General features: G+C 67.9%; 16 protein-coding genes. 7 read left to right on the forward strand and 9 right to left on the reverse strand.

All coding sequences use genetic code 11. The features are described from left to right. Window positions 1-100 precede the first annotated feature (100 nt). From AB7O82_RS09610 to AB7O82_RS09630, 5 genes are read right to left on the reverse strand one after another with little or no spacing between them, the layout of a single operon-like run. A complete protein-coding gene (locus AB7O82_RS09610) occupies window positions 101-292 on the reverse strand; it encodes a hypothetical protein (RefSeq protein ID WP_428543305.1) in 192 nt (63 codons plus the stop codon). Continuing rightward, window positions 292-1128: an amidohydrolase family protein gene (locus tag AB7O82_RS09615; protein WP_428543307.1), complete on the reverse strand. Its 837-nt coding sequence runs from the start codon at window positions 1126-1128 to the stop codon at window positions 292-294. The genes AB7O82_RS09610 and AB7O82_RS09615 overlap by 1 nt, the downstream gene beginning before the upstream one ends. Before the next feature lie 14 nt (window positions 1129-1142). Further along, entirely contained in the window at window positions 1143-1583 is a 441-nt protein-coding gene (locus AB7O82_RS09620; RefSeq protein ID WP_428543309.1) for a hypothetical protein, read from the reverse strand. Next, complete coding sequence (locus tag AB7O82_RS09625) at window positions 1580-3016, reverse strand: amidase (RefSeq protein WP_428543311.1); 1437 nt, start codon at window positions 3014-3016, stop codon at window positions 1580-1582. Before AB7O82_RS09625 ends, AB7O82_RS09620 begins: the two co-directional genes overlap by 4 nt. 1 nt (window position 3017) lies before the next feature. Then, window positions 3018-4091, reverse strand: coding sequence for a dihydrodipicolinate synthase family protein (locus AB7O82_RS09630; RefSeq protein ID WP_428543313.1), 1074 nt, complete (start codon window positions 4089-4091; stop codon window positions 3018-3020). Between the two features lie 201 nt (window positions 4092-4292). On the opposite strand from AB7O82_RS09630, the gene AB7O82_RS09635 reads away from it, so the two are divergent. After that, window positions 4293-4493, forward strand: a complete 201-nt coding sequence (locus tag AB7O82_RS09635; protein ID WP_428619266.1) for a hypothetical protein — start codon at window positions 4293-4295, stop codon at window positions 4491-4493. A 269-nt stretch (window positions 4494-4762) separates the two neighbouring features. Here AB7O82_RS09635 and AB7O82_RS09640 read toward each other — a convergent pair whose 3' ends face one another. From AB7O82_RS09640 to AB7O82_RS09655, 4 genes are all read right to left on the reverse strand, one after another. Beyond that, window positions 4763-5629, reverse strand: coding sequence for a GNAT family N-acetyltransferase (locus AB7O82_RS09640; RefSeq protein ID WP_428543317.1), 867 nt, complete (start codon window positions 5627-5629; stop codon window positions 4763-4765). Further along, window positions 5616-6650, reverse strand: a complete 1035-nt coding sequence (locus AB7O82_RS09645; protein ID WP_428543319.1) for an NAD-dependent epimerase/dehydratase family protein — start codon at window positions 6648-6650, stop codon at window positions 5616-5618. The genes AB7O82_RS09640 and AB7O82_RS09645 overlap by 14 nt, the downstream gene beginning before the upstream one ends. Before the next feature lie 202 nt (window positions 6651-6852). After that, entirely contained in the window at window positions 6853-8265 is a 1413-nt protein-coding gene (locus AB7O82_RS09650) for a mandelate racemase (protein ID WP_428543321.1), read from the reverse strand. Beyond that, window positions 8262-9080, reverse strand: a complete 819-nt coding sequence (locus tag AB7O82_RS09655; protein WP_428543323.1) for a sugar phosphate isomerase/epimerase family protein — start codon at window positions 9078-9080, stop codon at window positions 8262-8264. The genes AB7O82_RS09650 and AB7O82_RS09655 overlap by 4 nt, the downstream gene beginning before the upstream one ends. Before the next feature lie 243 nt (window positions 9081-9323). Here AB7O82_RS09655 and AB7O82_RS09660 point away from each other — a divergent pair, with 243 nt between their 5' ends. From AB7O82_RS09660 to AB7O82_RS09685, 6 genes are all read left to right on the forward strand, one after another. After that, a complete protein-coding gene (locus AB7O82_RS09660) occupies window positions 9324-10076 on the forward strand; it encodes an ABC transporter permease (protein WP_428619269.1) in 753 nt (250 codons plus the stop codon). Between the two features lie 242 nt (window positions 10077-10318). Beyond that, entirely contained in the window at window positions 10319-11305 is a 987-nt protein-coding gene (locus AB7O82_RS09665) for an ABC transporter substrate-binding protein (protein WP_428543327.1), read from the forward strand. A gap of 12 nt (window positions 11306-11317) precedes the next feature. Continuing rightward, complete coding sequence (locus tag AB7O82_RS09670; RefSeq protein ID WP_428543329.1) at window positions 11318-12112, forward strand: ABC transporter ATP-binding protein; 795 nt, start codon at window positions 11318-11320, stop codon at window positions 12110-12112. A gap of 244 nt (window positions 12113-12356) precedes the next feature. Next, window positions 12357-13592: an acyl-CoA dehydrogenase gene (locus tag AB7O82_RS09675; protein ID WP_428543331.1), complete on the forward strand. Its 1236-nt coding sequence runs from the start codon at window positions 12357-12359 to the stop codon at window positions 13590-13592. Window positions 13593-13644: 52 nt separating this feature from the next. Beyond that, window positions 13645-14343 carry a sulfite exporter TauE/SafE family protein gene (locus AB7O82_RS09680; RefSeq protein ID WP_428543377.1) on the forward strand — a complete coding sequence of 233 codons (699 nt, stop codon included), beginning with the start codon at window positions 13645-13647 and terminating at the stop codon, window positions 14341-14343. 51 nt (window positions 14344-14394) lie between these two features. Next, the gene (locus AB7O82_RS09685; RefSeq protein WP_428543333.1) at window positions 14395-14724 is read left to right on the forward strand and encodes a c-type cytochrome; all 330 of its coding nucleotides are present in this window, start codon (window positions 14395-14397) and stop codon (window positions 14722-14724) included. Window positions 14725-14938: the final 214 nt, after the last annotated feature.

Raw genomic sequence — 14938 nt, forward strand, 5'->3', positions numbered from 1 at the left:
CCACTCCGATGGCGCTCATGGGATCTGTGATCGACAAGATGAGCGCCATCGGAGTGGCGCGCTCCCAGCGATGCAGCCTTTTGCCCAGGAGGGGCAGAATTCACCCTTCGCTGAACCGGCCCTTCCGTTTCGCCTCCTGCCGCAGTCGGCTGCGCGCTCTCACCGTGGCGAGCACCGGCGCCGAGATCATGTCCTTGCCGCGCAATTGGCGCAGTGGCGACAGCGCACGCTCGAGCGACAGCAGCGGGCGCCTGGCCCGCCAGAAGGGAATCGTCCGCTTGGTTCCAAGCACTACATCCTCCATCCGATCCACTCGCAGAGGCCGCGGCCCATCACCCAGTCGAGGTCCTGGCCTTTGAGCCACGGCAGTTCCTCGGTGAACATGGTGACTCCCTGACGGTAGCTACAAGGCAGGCGCGAGAAATCGGTTCCCCAGAAGGTGCGCTGTGGACCGAATGTGTCGAAAACGCGGCGGATGTGCGGGTGCGCCGACCGGAAGGGATAAGTCTTGTCGTCGACATAGCAAGGCATGGCCGAGACCTTGGCGGCCACGTTGGGTCGCCTGGCGAGCGCCAGGACCTTGTCGAGCGTCGCGAAGTTGGTGGCCTCGCGCACGTCCTTGCCGCTCTTCAGGCCGAGATGGTCGAGCACCAGCCGCAGGCCCGGATGGCGCTCGGCGATCCCGTCGGCAAGGTGCATGTATTCGTGATGGAACAGCACCATTGCCGGGATGCCGACCTTCTCCATCTCGCCCCACAGCCAGTCGAAGCGGCCGTCGAGCAATGGCTGGCGCAGGACCTCGGTGTGGAAGGTGAGACGCACACCCAGCATGCCCTTCTGCTGCTTCCAGCCGGCGATCCGCTCGCGCGCGCCCGGCGCGTCCGGATCGAAGCGGCCCATGATGCGGAAGCGGTCGGGATGGCTCGCCACGGCATCGAGGGCGACGTCGTTTCGATCGCCCTCCCACGACGGCGGCACGAGGACGACGCCTTCGACACCGGCCTTGTCCATCTCGGCCAGCAATTCTTCCTTGCCGAGCGGCGCGCGATGCGGCTCGGCCCGCGCGGGCCACGGGCGCTCAGGCGTGTTGGCGGCCCAGATATGCACCTGGGCGTCGACGATCTTCATGGCTCTCCCCCTCGCTACCGCCAATTCAGGGTCGATCGCAGCAGCCTTGCGAACACCCACATGCCGAAGCCCCAGAATCCATAGACGATCGGCACGACGACGACGCCGGGCAGGCGAAATCCGCCGCCCATCGGCAGGCCCTTGATCGGCAGGACGACGAACCAGTTGACCAGGCTGACGACGATCGCAGCAAACAGGATCCAGCCCAGGACGCCGCCCAGGGCACCGGGCAGGCGTGGAACGAGGAACGCCGCGACGGCGCCCCACAATCCTCCCCAGAATGCGGAGGACACGATGGTCGGCACGCCCCACGGAGGCACGCCGCGCATGTTGTAGAGCACGGCGCGCGTGTAACCGAGCTCGTTCGACAGCCAGAACCCGAGCTGATGGAAGACGAGCACGCCCAGCGCGCCCGCCACGAAACCGACGATGACCGTGCGCAACGCGTCGTTCATGCGAGACCTCCCCTTGCTGGACGCTGATTGCGCCAGGGCCTGGCGCGCTCGAGCTCGGCGGCAAGCGAATACAGCGTCTCTTCCGCACCGAACCGGCCGACGAACTGCAGGCCGATCGGCAAGCCGCCGATCGGCACGTCGTCGTCGGTCCAGGCGAGCGGCACCGACATGGCCGGCACGCCCGCCGCGTTGCACACCGACGTGAAGGCGACCATCGGCGCCACCTCCTCTTGAAAACTCTCGACGCTGCCGTCCATGCGCACGACGCCGAGCGGCAGCGACGGTCGCGCGACGGTCGGCGACAGCAGCACGTCGTGGCGCTCGAAGAAGGCGCCGAGCTGCCGGCCCGTGCGATGGAAGACCTGCACCGCGCGGATGTAGTCGTGGGCCAGGATGGTCCGGCCCTGCTCCGCCGTCGCGCGCGTCACCGGTTCGAGATCGTCTGGTCCGGGCACACGGCCGTTGGCTCGGATCTGGATGTTGGTCCAGGTGTTGGCCGCCATGATGGTGCCCAGCGCCGCGCCGCTCGCGACCGCATCGTAGTCCGGCGTCGCTTCCGCGACGTGGTGACCGAGCTCGTCCAGGAGCTTCGCCGTCTGCTCGACCGCGGCCACCAGCGATCGATCGAGCACATCGCCGCCGGCCGGCTTCAACTGGAAGGCCACGCGCAGCCGGCCCGGCGGACGCGCGGTCGCCGCGAGGAAGGAACCGGCCGGCGGCGCGCGGTAGGGGTCACCCGGCTCGCCGCCGGATATGACATCGAGCAGCGCGGCACTGTCGCGCACGGAGATCGACACGCAATGCTGGGCGCCGGCGCCGGCCAGGGTCTCACCCATCGGCGCCAGGCTCACGCGGCCGCGCGACGGCTTCAGGCCGAACAGGCCGCATAGCGCCGCCGGAATGCGGATAGAGCCGCCGCCGTCTGTCGCATGCGCCATCGGCAGGCCGCGCGCCGCCACGATGGCTGCCGAACCGCCCGATGAGCCCCCGGGCGAGAGATCCTTGCGCCACGGGTTGATCGTGGCGCCGCGGAAGGTCGGCTCGGTGGTCGGCGCCAAGCCGAACTCGCTGGTGTTGGTTCGCCCGACGATCACCAGGCCGGCGCGGCGCATCGCGGCAATGGCGGCGCTGTCAGCCGCGGCAACCGGCGCACGGGCGAAAAAGCGCGAGCCCAGCGTTGTCGGCGTGCCGGCGCAGTCGGCCATGAGCTGCTTGACAACGAAGGGTACGCCGCGGAACGGGCCATCGCCGGCGGCCGCCACCGACTTCTCGAGCAGCTCGCCGTCGTAGAGATCGGTGATCGCGTTCAGCGATGCATTGAGGGTACGCAACTTCGCAAGCGTGCCGTCCAGCAGCTCGCGCGCGCCGAGCTTGCGCGCCTTGATCAGCTGCGCGACGCCCAGTGCATCGTGGTTGGCAAAAAGATCGTCCACCTCAGCTCCGCCAGCGCTCGAGGTTGGCGGTGACGAAGGCGTCGTCGTTGAGCTCTGGATAGGTCGCATAGAGACGATCGATGCCTGCACTCTGCCCGGGGCTCAGCGTCTCGTGCGGGTCGAGGCATTCGATCGACGTCATCAGCCCCTGGCGACGCAGGATCTCGTGACAGCCGGGGATGCAGCCGGCAAAATCGTGGTCGACGTCGAACACGACCGAGTTGCAGTCGGTAACGAAGGAATCGAGCGCCAGCACCTCGGGCGTGATGGCGCCGGCCGACACGGCGAGCTTGAGACGCTGCAGCATCTCGACGGCCCCGCGCGTCCACACGCTCCAATGGCCCAGCAGCCCGCCCTGGAAGCGCATGATCACCTCGCGGTTGCCGGTGCGCACGACCAGGGGCGTCACGAGGTCGGCGACGATGTGATCGTCGTTGCCGGTGTACAGCGTGATCCGGTCCTCGGCCTGCGCCTGGACGACGCCGACCGCGACATCGAGCGTGCGATAGCGGTTGAACGGCGCCACCTTGATCGCCACGACGTTGTCGATTGCGGCAAAGCGCGCCCAAAAGGCGCGCGAGAGGGCGATGCCGCCCACCGCGGTCTGCAGGTAGAAGCCGACCAGCGGCATCTCGCGCGCCACGGCCGTGCAGTGCTCGATCAGCTCGTCCTCGCTCGCTCCCTTGAGCGCGGCGAGCGACAGCAGCACGGCGTGGTAGCCGAGCGCGCGCGCCGTCCTGGCTTCATCGACCGCCTGGGCGGTCTTGCCGACAGCGCCCGCAATCATCACCAGCGGCCGGTCGGTCCAATCACGCGCGGTCTCGATGGCGAGCTCCAGCACCGGCCGATAGAGCCCGACCTCGCGGATGGCGAATTGCGTGGAATGCACACCCACCGCGAGGCCACCCGATCCGGCGTCGACGTAATAGCGGCTGATCGCGCGCTGCGAGTCGCGATCGAACTTGCGGTCGGGGCCAAGCGCCAGCGGATGCGCCGGAATCACCGAGCCGTGGCGCAGCTGCGCAATCACGGATGCCGGCAAGTCATGCCAATCAAGAGCAGAATCTGACATCATGCTTACATCCTACCGCTTTTCCGGCGCGTGATTCACGCCTCTCGTTGCATTGCCTGTCCGGGTCGCTTGCAAAGGGAGTAGCGTATGAAGTTCGCGCATGTTTGCCTGGTGACGGGGCTTGCGCTCGGATTGCCTCTCTCTGCCGTCGCACAACAAGGCCCATCCCGGGCCGCGGCTGCCGATTCCAAGTATTGCAGCGCGTTGGCAAGATCGTATCAGGGCACGTTTCCCACCCAGCAGGGTATGCCGGCCGCCGACGTCGTCCTTCTGGGCCAGTGCGACAGCAATCCGCGCGCGACGATCCCGGTGCTGGAGCAGAAGCTCACCGACAGGAAGGCCACCTTGCCGCCTGACGACAGGGGAGTTACCCAGCAGCCGCGCGCTCCACGGACGCAGCGTTAACCTCTTCTGCTGGGACCGCGCCACCCCAGTGGCGCTCATGCTCTTCTGGACCGCGGGCGTCTCGCCCGCTCATGCCTCCTTGCTGCCACCCTGAGCACAGTTTCGGACTTGATTGCTGAAAGTTGCAAAGCACGCACGCGGCAAGCAGCGACGAGGTCCGTTTCCGCGCGCAGGACGACGAAGTGATTCATGAGCGGGCGGGACGCCCGCGGTCCAGAAGAGCATGAGCGCTACTGGAGCGGCGCGGGCCCAGCAATGAGCTGAGCGACCTAACCCAACTCCGGTCCGGCGAGCGCGACGAGATGAGCTGGATCGTCAAGTCCCTTGGCCTCGCCCAAGGTCATGCGCATGTAGCCGCGCGGCGAGACGGCGCCCTGCGCCTGCAACCATTGACGTACCGCGCCGTGCACCGCCGGCACGTCAATGATGAACGGTCCCGGCGCCGCCTTCGACGCCTGCGCGATCAGCGCAAGTGCGATGGGCTCGCTGTCGACCACCACCGGGCCGAGCGACGTCGCGGTCCTGCCCTCGCGTCCCAGAACGAACCCGACGAGCTTGCCAGCGCCATCCTCGGCCAGCCAGGCGCGCGCCGGCTGGCGCAGGGCGAGGTGCGCGAGCAACGCCGGCCGCTCCATGCCGGTGTGCGGTCGATCGTAGAGCGCAAGGCGTGACAGATCGCCGGCCGTGACCGGCCGCATCGAGACGCCGGCCGGCATCGGAGGCGGCTCGGTCACGCTGTCGAAGTGCCAGCGCGCGATCGGATAGAGGTCGCGAAAGCCGAGCGGCAGGTAGATCGGTCGCCCCTGTTCGGTGGCGTCGAGACCCGCGACCGCGCCGGCCGACTGAACCTCGCGGATGCAGTGCCTGAGCAGCGTCGTGCCGACGCCGCCACGCCGACGCTCGCGCGTCACCAGCACCATGCTGATCCAGGCGAGCCGCCGGCCGAGCGGCAGGATCAGCGAGCTTGCCTGCCACTGCCCGTCGGGGCCAGTGCAGCCGTAGCCCCTGCCCGCGCCCAGCATGAAGCGCCAGTCGGCCAGGTTCTGGTTCCAGCCCGCCTCGATCGACAGCGGCCAGACACCTTCGCAATCATCGACGCCGATCGGCCTGATTGCCGGCGGCTCAGTACTTGCCATCGCGCACCTCGTAGCGCGTCGGCTTGTTGAGGCTCGTCATGCCGCGCGCCAGCCAGTCGGCGGTCCATTCGATCATGGTGGCGACCGGCACCCCGGGCGGGCCGAATTCCTGCACCATGCGCCGCGCGTCGTTCAGCCAGCCGGCCGGCGCCTCCTTGCCAGCGAGCACCGGCTTGCGGCCCAGGAGCCTGCCGAACTCGCCGGCGAGCCGGCGCACCTCGAGCGTCTCGGGACCAGTGACATTCAACGGCGATGTCGGAGTCGTGACGCGCGTCAGGGCGCGCAAGGCAACCGTGTTCGCGTCGCCCTGCCAGATCACGTTCACATGCCCCATGGTGAGGTCGATCGTCTCGCCGTCGCGGACCTTGCGGCCGATATCGTGCAGCACGCCGTAGCGCATATCGATGGCGTAGTTCAGCCGGAACAACCGGCCCGGCGTGCCGTGCTGCGCGGAAAAATACTCGAACATGCGCTCGCGGCCGACGCAAGAGTAGGCGTAGTCGCCGGGCGGCGGCACCGGCGCCACGTCCTCGCTGGCGCCGCCGGTCTCGACTGGCACCCATGGATAGACGTTGCCGGTCGAGAAGGCGACGATGCGCGAGGCCTTGAAGACCTCGGCGACCATCGCCGGGACCTGCACGTTCATCGCCCAGGTCAGCGGGACGTTGCCGGTGGCGCCAAATTTGCGGCCGGCCATGAAGATAACGTTGTCGGCCTTGGGCAGGCGTTCGAGCGCGCCGCGGTCCAGCAAGTCGGCGGCGATCGGCTCGACGCCGGCCGCGACGAGGTTCTCGCGCACGCCGGGTTCGCTGAAGCGCGCCACGCCAATGACCCGTTTGCCGGGCGCGGCACGCTTGGCAAGGCGCGCCAGGGTCGGCCCCATTTTGCCGCCGACACCCAGCACCAGGATGTCGCCCGGCACCTTCGCGAGATCGTCGATCAGCGCCTGCGACGGAGTCGTCATGAAATCTTCCATGGCTTCGACCGTCTCGAAGCGGGGCGGCAGTTTCTTGTCGGTCATCGAGCAGCCTCCCACGGGCGCATTTACAAAGGAACCTCGCCCTGAGGAGCGGCCGCAGGCCACGTCTCGAAGGGTCGGCAACAGAGCGGGTGCTGCGACACCGCTATTCCTACGATCTCCTGTGTGGCCCATCTTTCGAGACGGCCGCTACGCGCGGCCTCCTCAGGATGAGGACTTTGTTGGGCCTTCGCCAATTTTGTGCCTATGACGTGACCTCCCCGGCCATCGGTTTCATCGAAGTGAAGTCCATCTCGGCGCCGACGGCGAACCCCGGCACATCGAGCGAGCCAAGCGCCAGGCGGCCCCCGATCGCCTTGAGACGCGCCGGCTTGCCCGGCTGCTTGCCGTAGAGATCGGGATGAGCGGCGACGAAGGCGCGCTGCTCGGCCTCGGGCGCGAAGCTCATGCCATCGATGAAATGGTGCGCGTTGCGCTCGACATGGGTCATGCCGAGCAGCGACACCAGGGCCAAATCCTGCTGCACACTGACGCCGGGCCACGTCGTCAGGTCCTCGGCCGACATGAAATGCCCCGACCCGAGCCGCGCGACACGCGCGGCGTTGAGGATCGACTTGTAGAAGCCCTTGCAGCTCTTGCTCGAAACGCCGGCGTAACCGAGCTTCAGGGCCCGCGGAAACGACGACAGCTCGCCGTCCGACTCGTCGATGATCACCGCGCGGTGCCGCGCCAGCGGCTCCACCGAGCGCGACAGCGCCACCGCCCGCTTGATCGGCTGCTCGATGAACAGGGTCGATTTGGCGAGCCGGGCCAGCGCCGGCGTCTCCTCGATCCGGCGCCACAGCTCGACGATGCCCTCGACGTCGTCGTACTGCTCGTTGCCGTCCAGGGTGGTGCGATAGTCGCCAGCGCCGGCGTCTAGCACCGCAGCGATGCGGCCCAGCCGCGCGAGGTCGGCCTCGATATCGCCACCCACCTTCAGCTTGTAGTAGCGCCCGCGATAGTACGAGACGACCTCCTCCAGGGTCTCCGGCAGGCCGTCGTTGACGCGCTCCGACGTCGGACGATCCGCGGCCGTAAGGGGATCGACCAGGCCTACCGTGTGGCGCACGTCGATGCCGGCCTGCGGCACCAGCCCGGCCAGAAATCCCGCAAGCGCCGTGTCCTCGATATCCGGCGTCAGCGAGGTCGTGCGGATGCCCGGCACGTTGGCCCTGATCATGGTGGCGAAGGACTGGCCGATGGCTCGCCCCACGGCGTCGAGAATGGCTCGGTCGAGCAAGGCGGGACCGTAGGCCGCCGCCAGCGGATTGAGACCAAGCTCCGCCCCGCGCCGCTGCTGCTCGGCATAGGTTTCGACGAACAGATCGAACGGCGTGTCGAAGCCGTGCGCCCGATAGAGCTCGATGGCGAGGCCGAGCGCCTGACGCAGCTGCTCGAGGTTCTGGGCGTCGGAGAATTCCGGGCTCTTCTCGAACCACTTCGCCGCCAGCGCCTCGGCAGCCACGCCCTCGCTGGTGCGGCCGTCCTGCAGCGCGATGCGTACCTTGATCACCGCCTGGGTGGCGTCGGTGACGGTGATGACGCCGAAGCGGAAGGCGAGCCGCATGTTCACATGCCGCTCGTAGCGCTCGACCTCCTCCAGCTTCACCTTCATGCCTGCGCCTCCATCAGGCCGGCGACGTAGCCGATCATGCGCGCGGCGCACGACGGTCCATCGGGCTCATAGACGAATGGTTCCATCGCGATCCAGCCGCCATAACCGGTTTCCCGCAGCGCCCGCACGACCGGCGCGAAGCGGTCCTCGCCCTGGCCCGGGCCGCGCCTGTTGCGGTCGTTGAACTGGACATGCGCGAGAAGGCCGGTCGGCATCCAGCGGCGGATGGCGTCCGCCACCGGCTCGGGCTCCATCAGCCCGGCCGCCAGCGTATCGATCATGGTGCGCAGCGCCGGATTGCCGAGTCGCCGCACGATCTCCGCCGCCTCGGCCAAAGTGTTGACGAAGTTGCAGTCCGGCGCCGCGAGCGGCTCGATGCAGTAGGCGACGCGCGCCGCTGCCGCCTGCTCGGCCGCCAGCAGCCAGGCTTCCTCGGCGCGCGACCGGTCGTCCGCGCTCGACGCTCGGCGCTGCGCCGGCGAGCCATGGACGAGGTACGTTCCGCCGAGCTCGGCACAGAGCTCGACCGAGGCCGCGAGCACGTCGACGCTCTGCCGCCAGACGGCGCGGTCTGCCGTGGTGATCGAGAGGCCGGCCGGCGCCGCCAGCAGCCAGTGCAGGCCGCTCACCTCGAGACCGGCATCTCGGCAGCTGCGCCGGATATCGGCACGCCTGGCCGCCGGCATGCGCCAGGCGTCGTCGCCGAGAGTGAAGGGCGCCAGCTCGAGCCCGTGATAGCCGAGCCCGGCGGCCAGGGCGCATTGACGATCGAACGGGAGATCGCGAATCACCTCGTTGCAAAGAGAAAGCTTCACCGATCCTCACGTTGACGGGCAAATCCGCCTTCTGTCGCGGCCCCTGCTGGGGCATGATATCAGCGACATGAAAGCACTGAACAGCGCCGACTCTCCCATCAGAGCGAGCTTTGGGGCACGGTGTTTGGGTGCCTCCCCCGATTGCGGGGGTGGAATCACGGACGGCTTCACGACAGACACTTTCGCAGCGTCGTGGTGCTCCCGCGCACGCCGGGCGACGCCACGCGCATGACGAAACTCACGATGGCAAGCCGCCAATACTGGCCGACGATCGGGCTGTTCGCGATCTTGCTGGCGAGCTGGCAGATCGCGGTGAGCTTCGGCGGCATTCGCGAATACCTGCTGCCCTCGCCGCTCGCTGTCTGGAACGCACTGTGGTTCGGCGACACCAACTGGACGCAGCATCTGTGGGTCACGACGCTGGAGATCATCGGCGCCTTCGTCCTGGCGGCCGTGGCCGGCATCGTGCTCGGCGTCGCCATCGCCTGGTCGCCTTTGATGGCCAATGCGCTGGTGCCGTTCCTGGTTTTCGTCAACACCCTGCCCAAGGTCGCGGTGGCGCCCCTGTTCCTGATCTGGATGGGCTACGGCATCTTTCCCAACATGCTGATGGGTGCCCTGATCGGCTTCTTCCCGGTGGTCATCAACACCGCGGTCGGTCTGACCCAGGTCGAGCCCGATATGCTCGATCTGGGACGCGTGTTCAGCGCGCCGAAATGGAAGATCTTCCTCAAGATCCGGCTGCCCAATGCACTGCCCTACATCCTGAGCGCGCTCAAGATCACGGCGACGGCGGCCGTGGTCGGCGCCATCGTCGGCGAGTTCGTCGCCTCGCAGAGTGGCCTCGGCTATGTCATCGTCACGACCCAGAGCAGCATGAACACCTCGGTGGCGTTCGCGGCGCTGATCTGGATTTCCGTCGTGGGGCTGCTGCTGTACGGCGCCGTCGTCCTGGCGGCCCGCGTGTGGGCGCCGTGGGCCGAAGGGACCGAGTAGGTTGGAACGGCAGGGCCATCGCAAATGCCATTTTCTCCGTCATCCCGAGCGGAGCCGCCCGAAAGGTGGCGCAGTCGAGGGACCTTTCTTGTTGATGCTCCAGCAAGCAAGGTCCCTCCGCTACGCCTCCTTCGGCTGCGCTCAGGGCAGGCGCTGCGCTCGGCTCCGGTCGGGATGATGAAGTTTTTTTTGGCAAGTGTGATTGCCTTGGTTGAAACGGGGAGCTGCAACGGGAGCGCACAATGATACGCATCGCCTCACTGTCACTGGCAGCCTTGCTGGCCGCCACCGCCGGCGCATCGGCGCAGGAAAAATTCACCTTCGCCCTCAACTGGTTCGCCGTCGGCGATCACGCCGCCTACTGGGTGGCGCTCGACAAGGGCTACTACAAGGCCAAGGGCCTCGACGTCATCCTGGAGAACTCCAAGGGCTCGGGCGATTCGATCGCCAAGGTCGATACCGGGCGCGCCGATGCGGGTCTCGCCGACGCCGCCGTGGTGATCGCCTCGGTCGGCCGCGGCACCACTGTCAAGACCGTCGGCATGGTGTTCGACAAGACGCCGCTCAACATCTTCAGCCTCAAGTCCAACCCGCTCACCAAGCCCAAGGACCTCGAGGGCAAGACACTAGGCGCCCCTCCGGGCGACAGCCAGCGCCAGATGTTCCCGGCCTTCGCCAAAGTGAACGGCATCGACGCCTCCAAGGTCGCGTGGGTGAACATCGAGCCGGCGGCCAAGATCGCCGCCGTGGCCGAGAAGCGCATGGACGGCGTCGGCGACTACTCGACCGGCCTGCCGCTCTACGAGAAGGCCGCCGGCAAGGGCAATGTCGTGATGATGCCGTGGGCCGATTTCGGCTTCGACATGTACTCGATGTCGATCATCGCGAGCGCCAAGACGATGAAGGAACGCCCGGCCGTCCTCAAGGCGTTCCTCGAAGCCTCCTACATGGGCTGGCGCGACGTCATGGCCGATCCCAAGGCCGCCATGGAAATCTTCAAGAGGCGCGTGCCCGAGGTCGATGTCGAGGTGATGACGCCCAACATGATGATCGGCCTCGGCCTGATGAAGACCGACCGCTATGCAAAAAACGGCATCGGCTGGATCGACCAGAAGAAGATGTGCGACTCGGTCGAGCTGGTGAACACCTACATGGGCCTGCCGAAGAAGGTCGCGTGCGCCGACGTGTACTCGACCGACTTCTTCACCAAGGTCGACATGCCGAAGTAGATTCCGGTCCGCGTGGAAAAACCCCTGATCGGCCTCGACCGGGTCGACATGACCTATGCGACGGCGAGCGGCCCGGTCGAGGCCCTCGCCGGCATCTCGCTGACCGTCGGCGGCGGCGAGTTCGTCTCACTGGTCGGCCCGAGCGGCTGCGGCAAGTCGACCTTGCTGCGCATCGTCGCCGGGCTGCGGCCGGCCACTCTCGGCACGGTGATGGTCGCCGGCCGTGCGGTGCGCGACCCGATCCCCGACGTCGGCATGGTGTTCCAGGCGCCCAACATGCTGCGCTGGCGGACGATCCTGCAGAACGTGCTGCTACCCGCCGAGCTCGCCGGCAAGGATGTTCGCGGCCTGCGCGGCCGGGCCCACGACCTGCTCGCCATGGCCGGCCTCGAGGGTTTCGCCGACAAGCTGCCGCGCGAGCTGTCGGGCGGCATGCAGCAGCGCGCCGCGCTTTGCCGCGCCCTCCTGCTCGATCCACCGCTGCTCCTGATGGACGAGCCGTTCGGCGCCCTCGATGCCATGACCCGCGACGACATGGGGCTCGAGCTGCTGCGCATCTGGGGCGAGCGCGATCTCGCCCGCGAAGCCCGCAAGACCGTCCTGTTCGTCACCCATTCGATCGCCGAGGCGGTCTTCCTGTCCGACCGCGTCGTGGTCATGACGCCGCGTCCCGGCCGGATCGCCGCCAACGTGACGGTCGACCTGCCCCGCCCGCGCACCGCCGAGCTGCGCGCCTCCGAAGCCTTCGGCCGCCTCAGCCTCCTGATTTCCCGAACCCTGACCGGCCGGGCGCACGCGGTGCTCTGACTTTCCTCCCCAGTTTTGCTGGGGAGGTGCCCCGTCATACGGGGCGGAGGGGTCATGTTCTTTGGACCGCGGGCGTCTCGCCCGCCCGGCGCATTCATATGCGCCGTTCATGACTATGAGCGGGCGGGACGCCCGCGGTCCGGAAGACCCATGACTCCGTCGGCGACGCCGGGGAGGAATCCGAGGCGCTTTGCGCCCGCCCCCGTCCCTGTTAAGACCCGCCGGAAGACAGCCAGGAGAACCCATGTCCGTTGCCGCCACCCCGATCAGAAGCGCCGCCAAGGGCGTCAGCGCCGACGCCAAGCCGTTCGACTGGGAGGACCCGTTCTTCCTCGACGACCAGCTCACCGAGGACGAGATCGCGATCCGCGATGCCGCGCGCGACTACTGCCAGGAAAAGCTGATGACGCGCGTGCTCGAGGCCAACCGGCACGAGAAGTTCCATCGCGAGATCATGAACGAGATGGGCGCGCTCGGCCTGCTGGGCTCGACCCTGCCCGAGAAATACGGCTGCGCCGGCGCCAACTACACGGTCTACGGGCTGGTGGCGCGCGAGGTCGAACGGGTCGATTCGGGCTACCGCTCGGCGATGAGCGTGCAGTCCTCGCTGGTGATGCATCCGATCTACGCCTACGGCACGGAAGAGCAGCGCATGAAGTACCTGCCCAGGCTCGCCACCGGCGAGTGGGTCGGCTGCTTCGGCCTCACCGAGCCCGACCACGGCTCCGACCCGGGCGGCATGAAGACACGCGCGGTCACCGTGCCCGGCGGCTTCAAGCTCTCGGGCTCGAAGATGTGGATCACCAACTCGCCGATCGCCGACGTGCTGGTGGTGTGGGCCAAGCTCGACGGCGGCGCCATCCGCGGATTCATCCTCGAGCGCGGCTGGAAGGGCCTCGAGACGCCGAAGATCGAAGGCAAGTTCAGCCTGCGAGCCTCGGTGACGGGCGCCATCATGCTCGACGAGGTGTTCGTCCCGACCGAGAACCTGATGCCCAATGTGGCGGGCCTCGGCGGGCCGTTCGGCTGCCTCAACAACGCGCGCTACGGCATCGCCTGGGGCGCGATGGGCGCCGCCGAGTTCTGCTGGAAGCAGGCGCGCAATTACACGCTCGATCGCAAGCAGTTCGGCCGGCCGCTCGCCGCCAACCAGCTGATCCAGAAGAAGCTCGCCGACATGCAGACCGAGATCGCGCTCGGCCTGCAGGCCTGTCTCAGGGTCGGCCGGCTCAAGGACCAGGGCCATGCCCAGCCCGAGATGATCTCCCTGATCAAGCGCAACAATTGCGGCAAGGCGCTCGACATCGCCCGGATCGCCCGCGACATGCACGGCGGCAACGGCGTGTCCGACGAGTATCACGTGATCCGCCACGTCATGAACCTCGAGGCCGTCAATACCTACGAGGGCACGCACGACGTGCACGCGCTGATCCTCGGCCGCGCCATGACGGGGATCCAGGCCTTCTCCGCCGGCGCCTAGGAACCCCGACCTGCCACCCGCCGGCGACATCGCGATCGTCGTCACCGGCGCCCTGGTCGGCGGCTTCGTCAACGGCCTCACCGGTACCGGCTATGCGCTGATCTCGCTGGGCTTCTGGCTGCAGGCCATGGCGCCCACGACGGCGGCGCCGCTGGTCGCCCTGTGCTCGGTATGCGGCCACGCCCAGGCCCTGCCGTCGATCTGGCGCGGCGTGCGCTGGCCGCGCCTGTGGCCGTTCCTGGTGGCGGGATTGGCGGGCGTTCCGTTGGGCACGCTGCTACTCGAGCACATCCACGTCCAGCCGCTGAAGCTCGGCGTCGGGCTGTTCCTGATCCTCTACAGCGCCTGGATGGCGTTCGTGCGCTATCCGCCGCGCGTGCGCGGCGGCGGGCGCTTCGCCGACGCCGCGGTGGGCCTTGCCGGCGGCGTGATGGGCGGCATGGCGAGCCTCAGCGGTCCGGCACCGATCATCTGGGTGCAGCTGCGCGGCTGGGGCAAGGACGAGCAGCGCGGCGTCCTGCAGCCCTACAACATGGCGATCCTGTTCACCGCGCTCGTGTCGGCGGGGGTGGCCGGCTTCCTCGACCGTACCTACCTGATCTGGGCGGTCCTCTCGGTGCCCGTCAGCCTCGCCGGCACGCGCCTCGGCCTGCTGCTTTACCGACGCGTGAACGATGCCGGCTTCCGCCGCCTCGTGCTAATACTGCTCGCCCTGTCGGGGGTGACGCTGATCATTTCGGCACTGCGATGAATTCGGCTCGATCGCTGTTCGCGCTCGTCTTCCTGACGGTCGGCGCAATCATTGGCGCGGCCGGCATCGCCCTGCATACCGCCCCCCGGTCTGCGGTCTTACGCGACCGTATGCGCGGTCTGTCACGGCCCCGACTGTCTCGGCAAACGCAATGGCGTGGTCGGCGATGCGCGCGGCTACGACTTCCCGCCTCTCTGGGGTCGCGATTCGTACAACGATGCTGCCGGCATGGATCGCTATTTCCGGATCGTCGGGTTCGTCCGCCGCAACATGCCGCGCGGCGTCGACCCACAGCATCCGGTGCTGAGCCTGCAGCAGGCCTGGGACGTCTCGGCCTACGTCATCGCCCAGCCGCGGCCGCATCACGACGCGGCGAGGTAGCATGCTCTCCTCCCCAGCTTCGCTGGGGTGTCCGCGTCTTCGCGGACCTGGCTCCGCCGAAGCGAAGCCGCTTGGGATAGGCGCCGCCAGGCGGAGGGGTCATGCTCTTCCGGACCGCGGGCTTCCCGCCCGCTCATGCTTACAAGACCGGGCGGGACGCCCGCGGTCCGCATGACGCATGCCCCCTTCGTCGCCGAAGACGGCGCACCTCCCC

Origin of the sequence: Reyranella sp., assembly GCF_050185545.1 — a bacterium.
In the GTDB taxonomy this organism is placed as follows: Bacteria; Pseudomonadota; Alphaproteobacteria; order Reyranellales; family Reyranellaceae; genus Reyranella.

Excerpts from the sequence above, each read along its gene's own strand:
- AB7O82_RS09640 (WP_428543317.1), bottom strand. The coding sequence starts at position 5,629 with ATGGCAAGTACTGAGCCGCCGGCAATCAGGCCGATCGGCGTCGATGAT.
- AB7O82_RS09675 (WP_428543331.1), top strand. The coding sequence starts at position 12,357 with ATGTCCGTTGCCGCCACCCCGATCAGAAGCGCCGCCAAGGGCGTCAGC.
- AB7O82_RS09645 (WP_428543319.1), bottom strand. The coding sequence starts at position 6,650 with ATGACCGACAAGAAACTGCCGCCCCGCTTCGAGACGGTCGAAGCCATG.
- AB7O82_RS09630 (WP_428543313.1), bottom strand. The coding sequence starts at position 4,091 with ATGATGTCAGATTCTGCTCTTGATTGGCATGACTTGCCGGCATCCGTG.
- AB7O82_RS09665 (WP_428543327.1), top strand. The coding sequence starts at position 10,319 with ATGATACGCATCGCCTCACTGTCACTGGCAGCCTTGCTGGCCGCCACC.
- AB7O82_RS09620 (WP_428543309.1), bottom strand. The coding sequence starts at position 1,583 with ATGAACGACGCGTTGCGCACGGTCATCGTCGGTTTCGTGGCGGGCGCG.
- AB7O82_RS09650 (WP_428543321.1), bottom strand. The coding sequence starts at position 8,265 with ATGAAGGTGAAGCTGGAGGAGGTCGAGCGCTACGAGCGGCATGTGAAC.
- AB7O82_RS09660 (WP_428619269.1), top strand. The coding sequence starts at position 9,324 with ATGGCAAGCCGCCAATACTGGCCGACGATCGGGCTGTTCGCGATCTTG.
- AB7O82_RS09615 (WP_428543307.1), bottom strand. The coding sequence starts at position 1,128 with ATGAAGATCGTCGACGCCCAGGTGCATATCTGGGCCGCCAACACGCCT.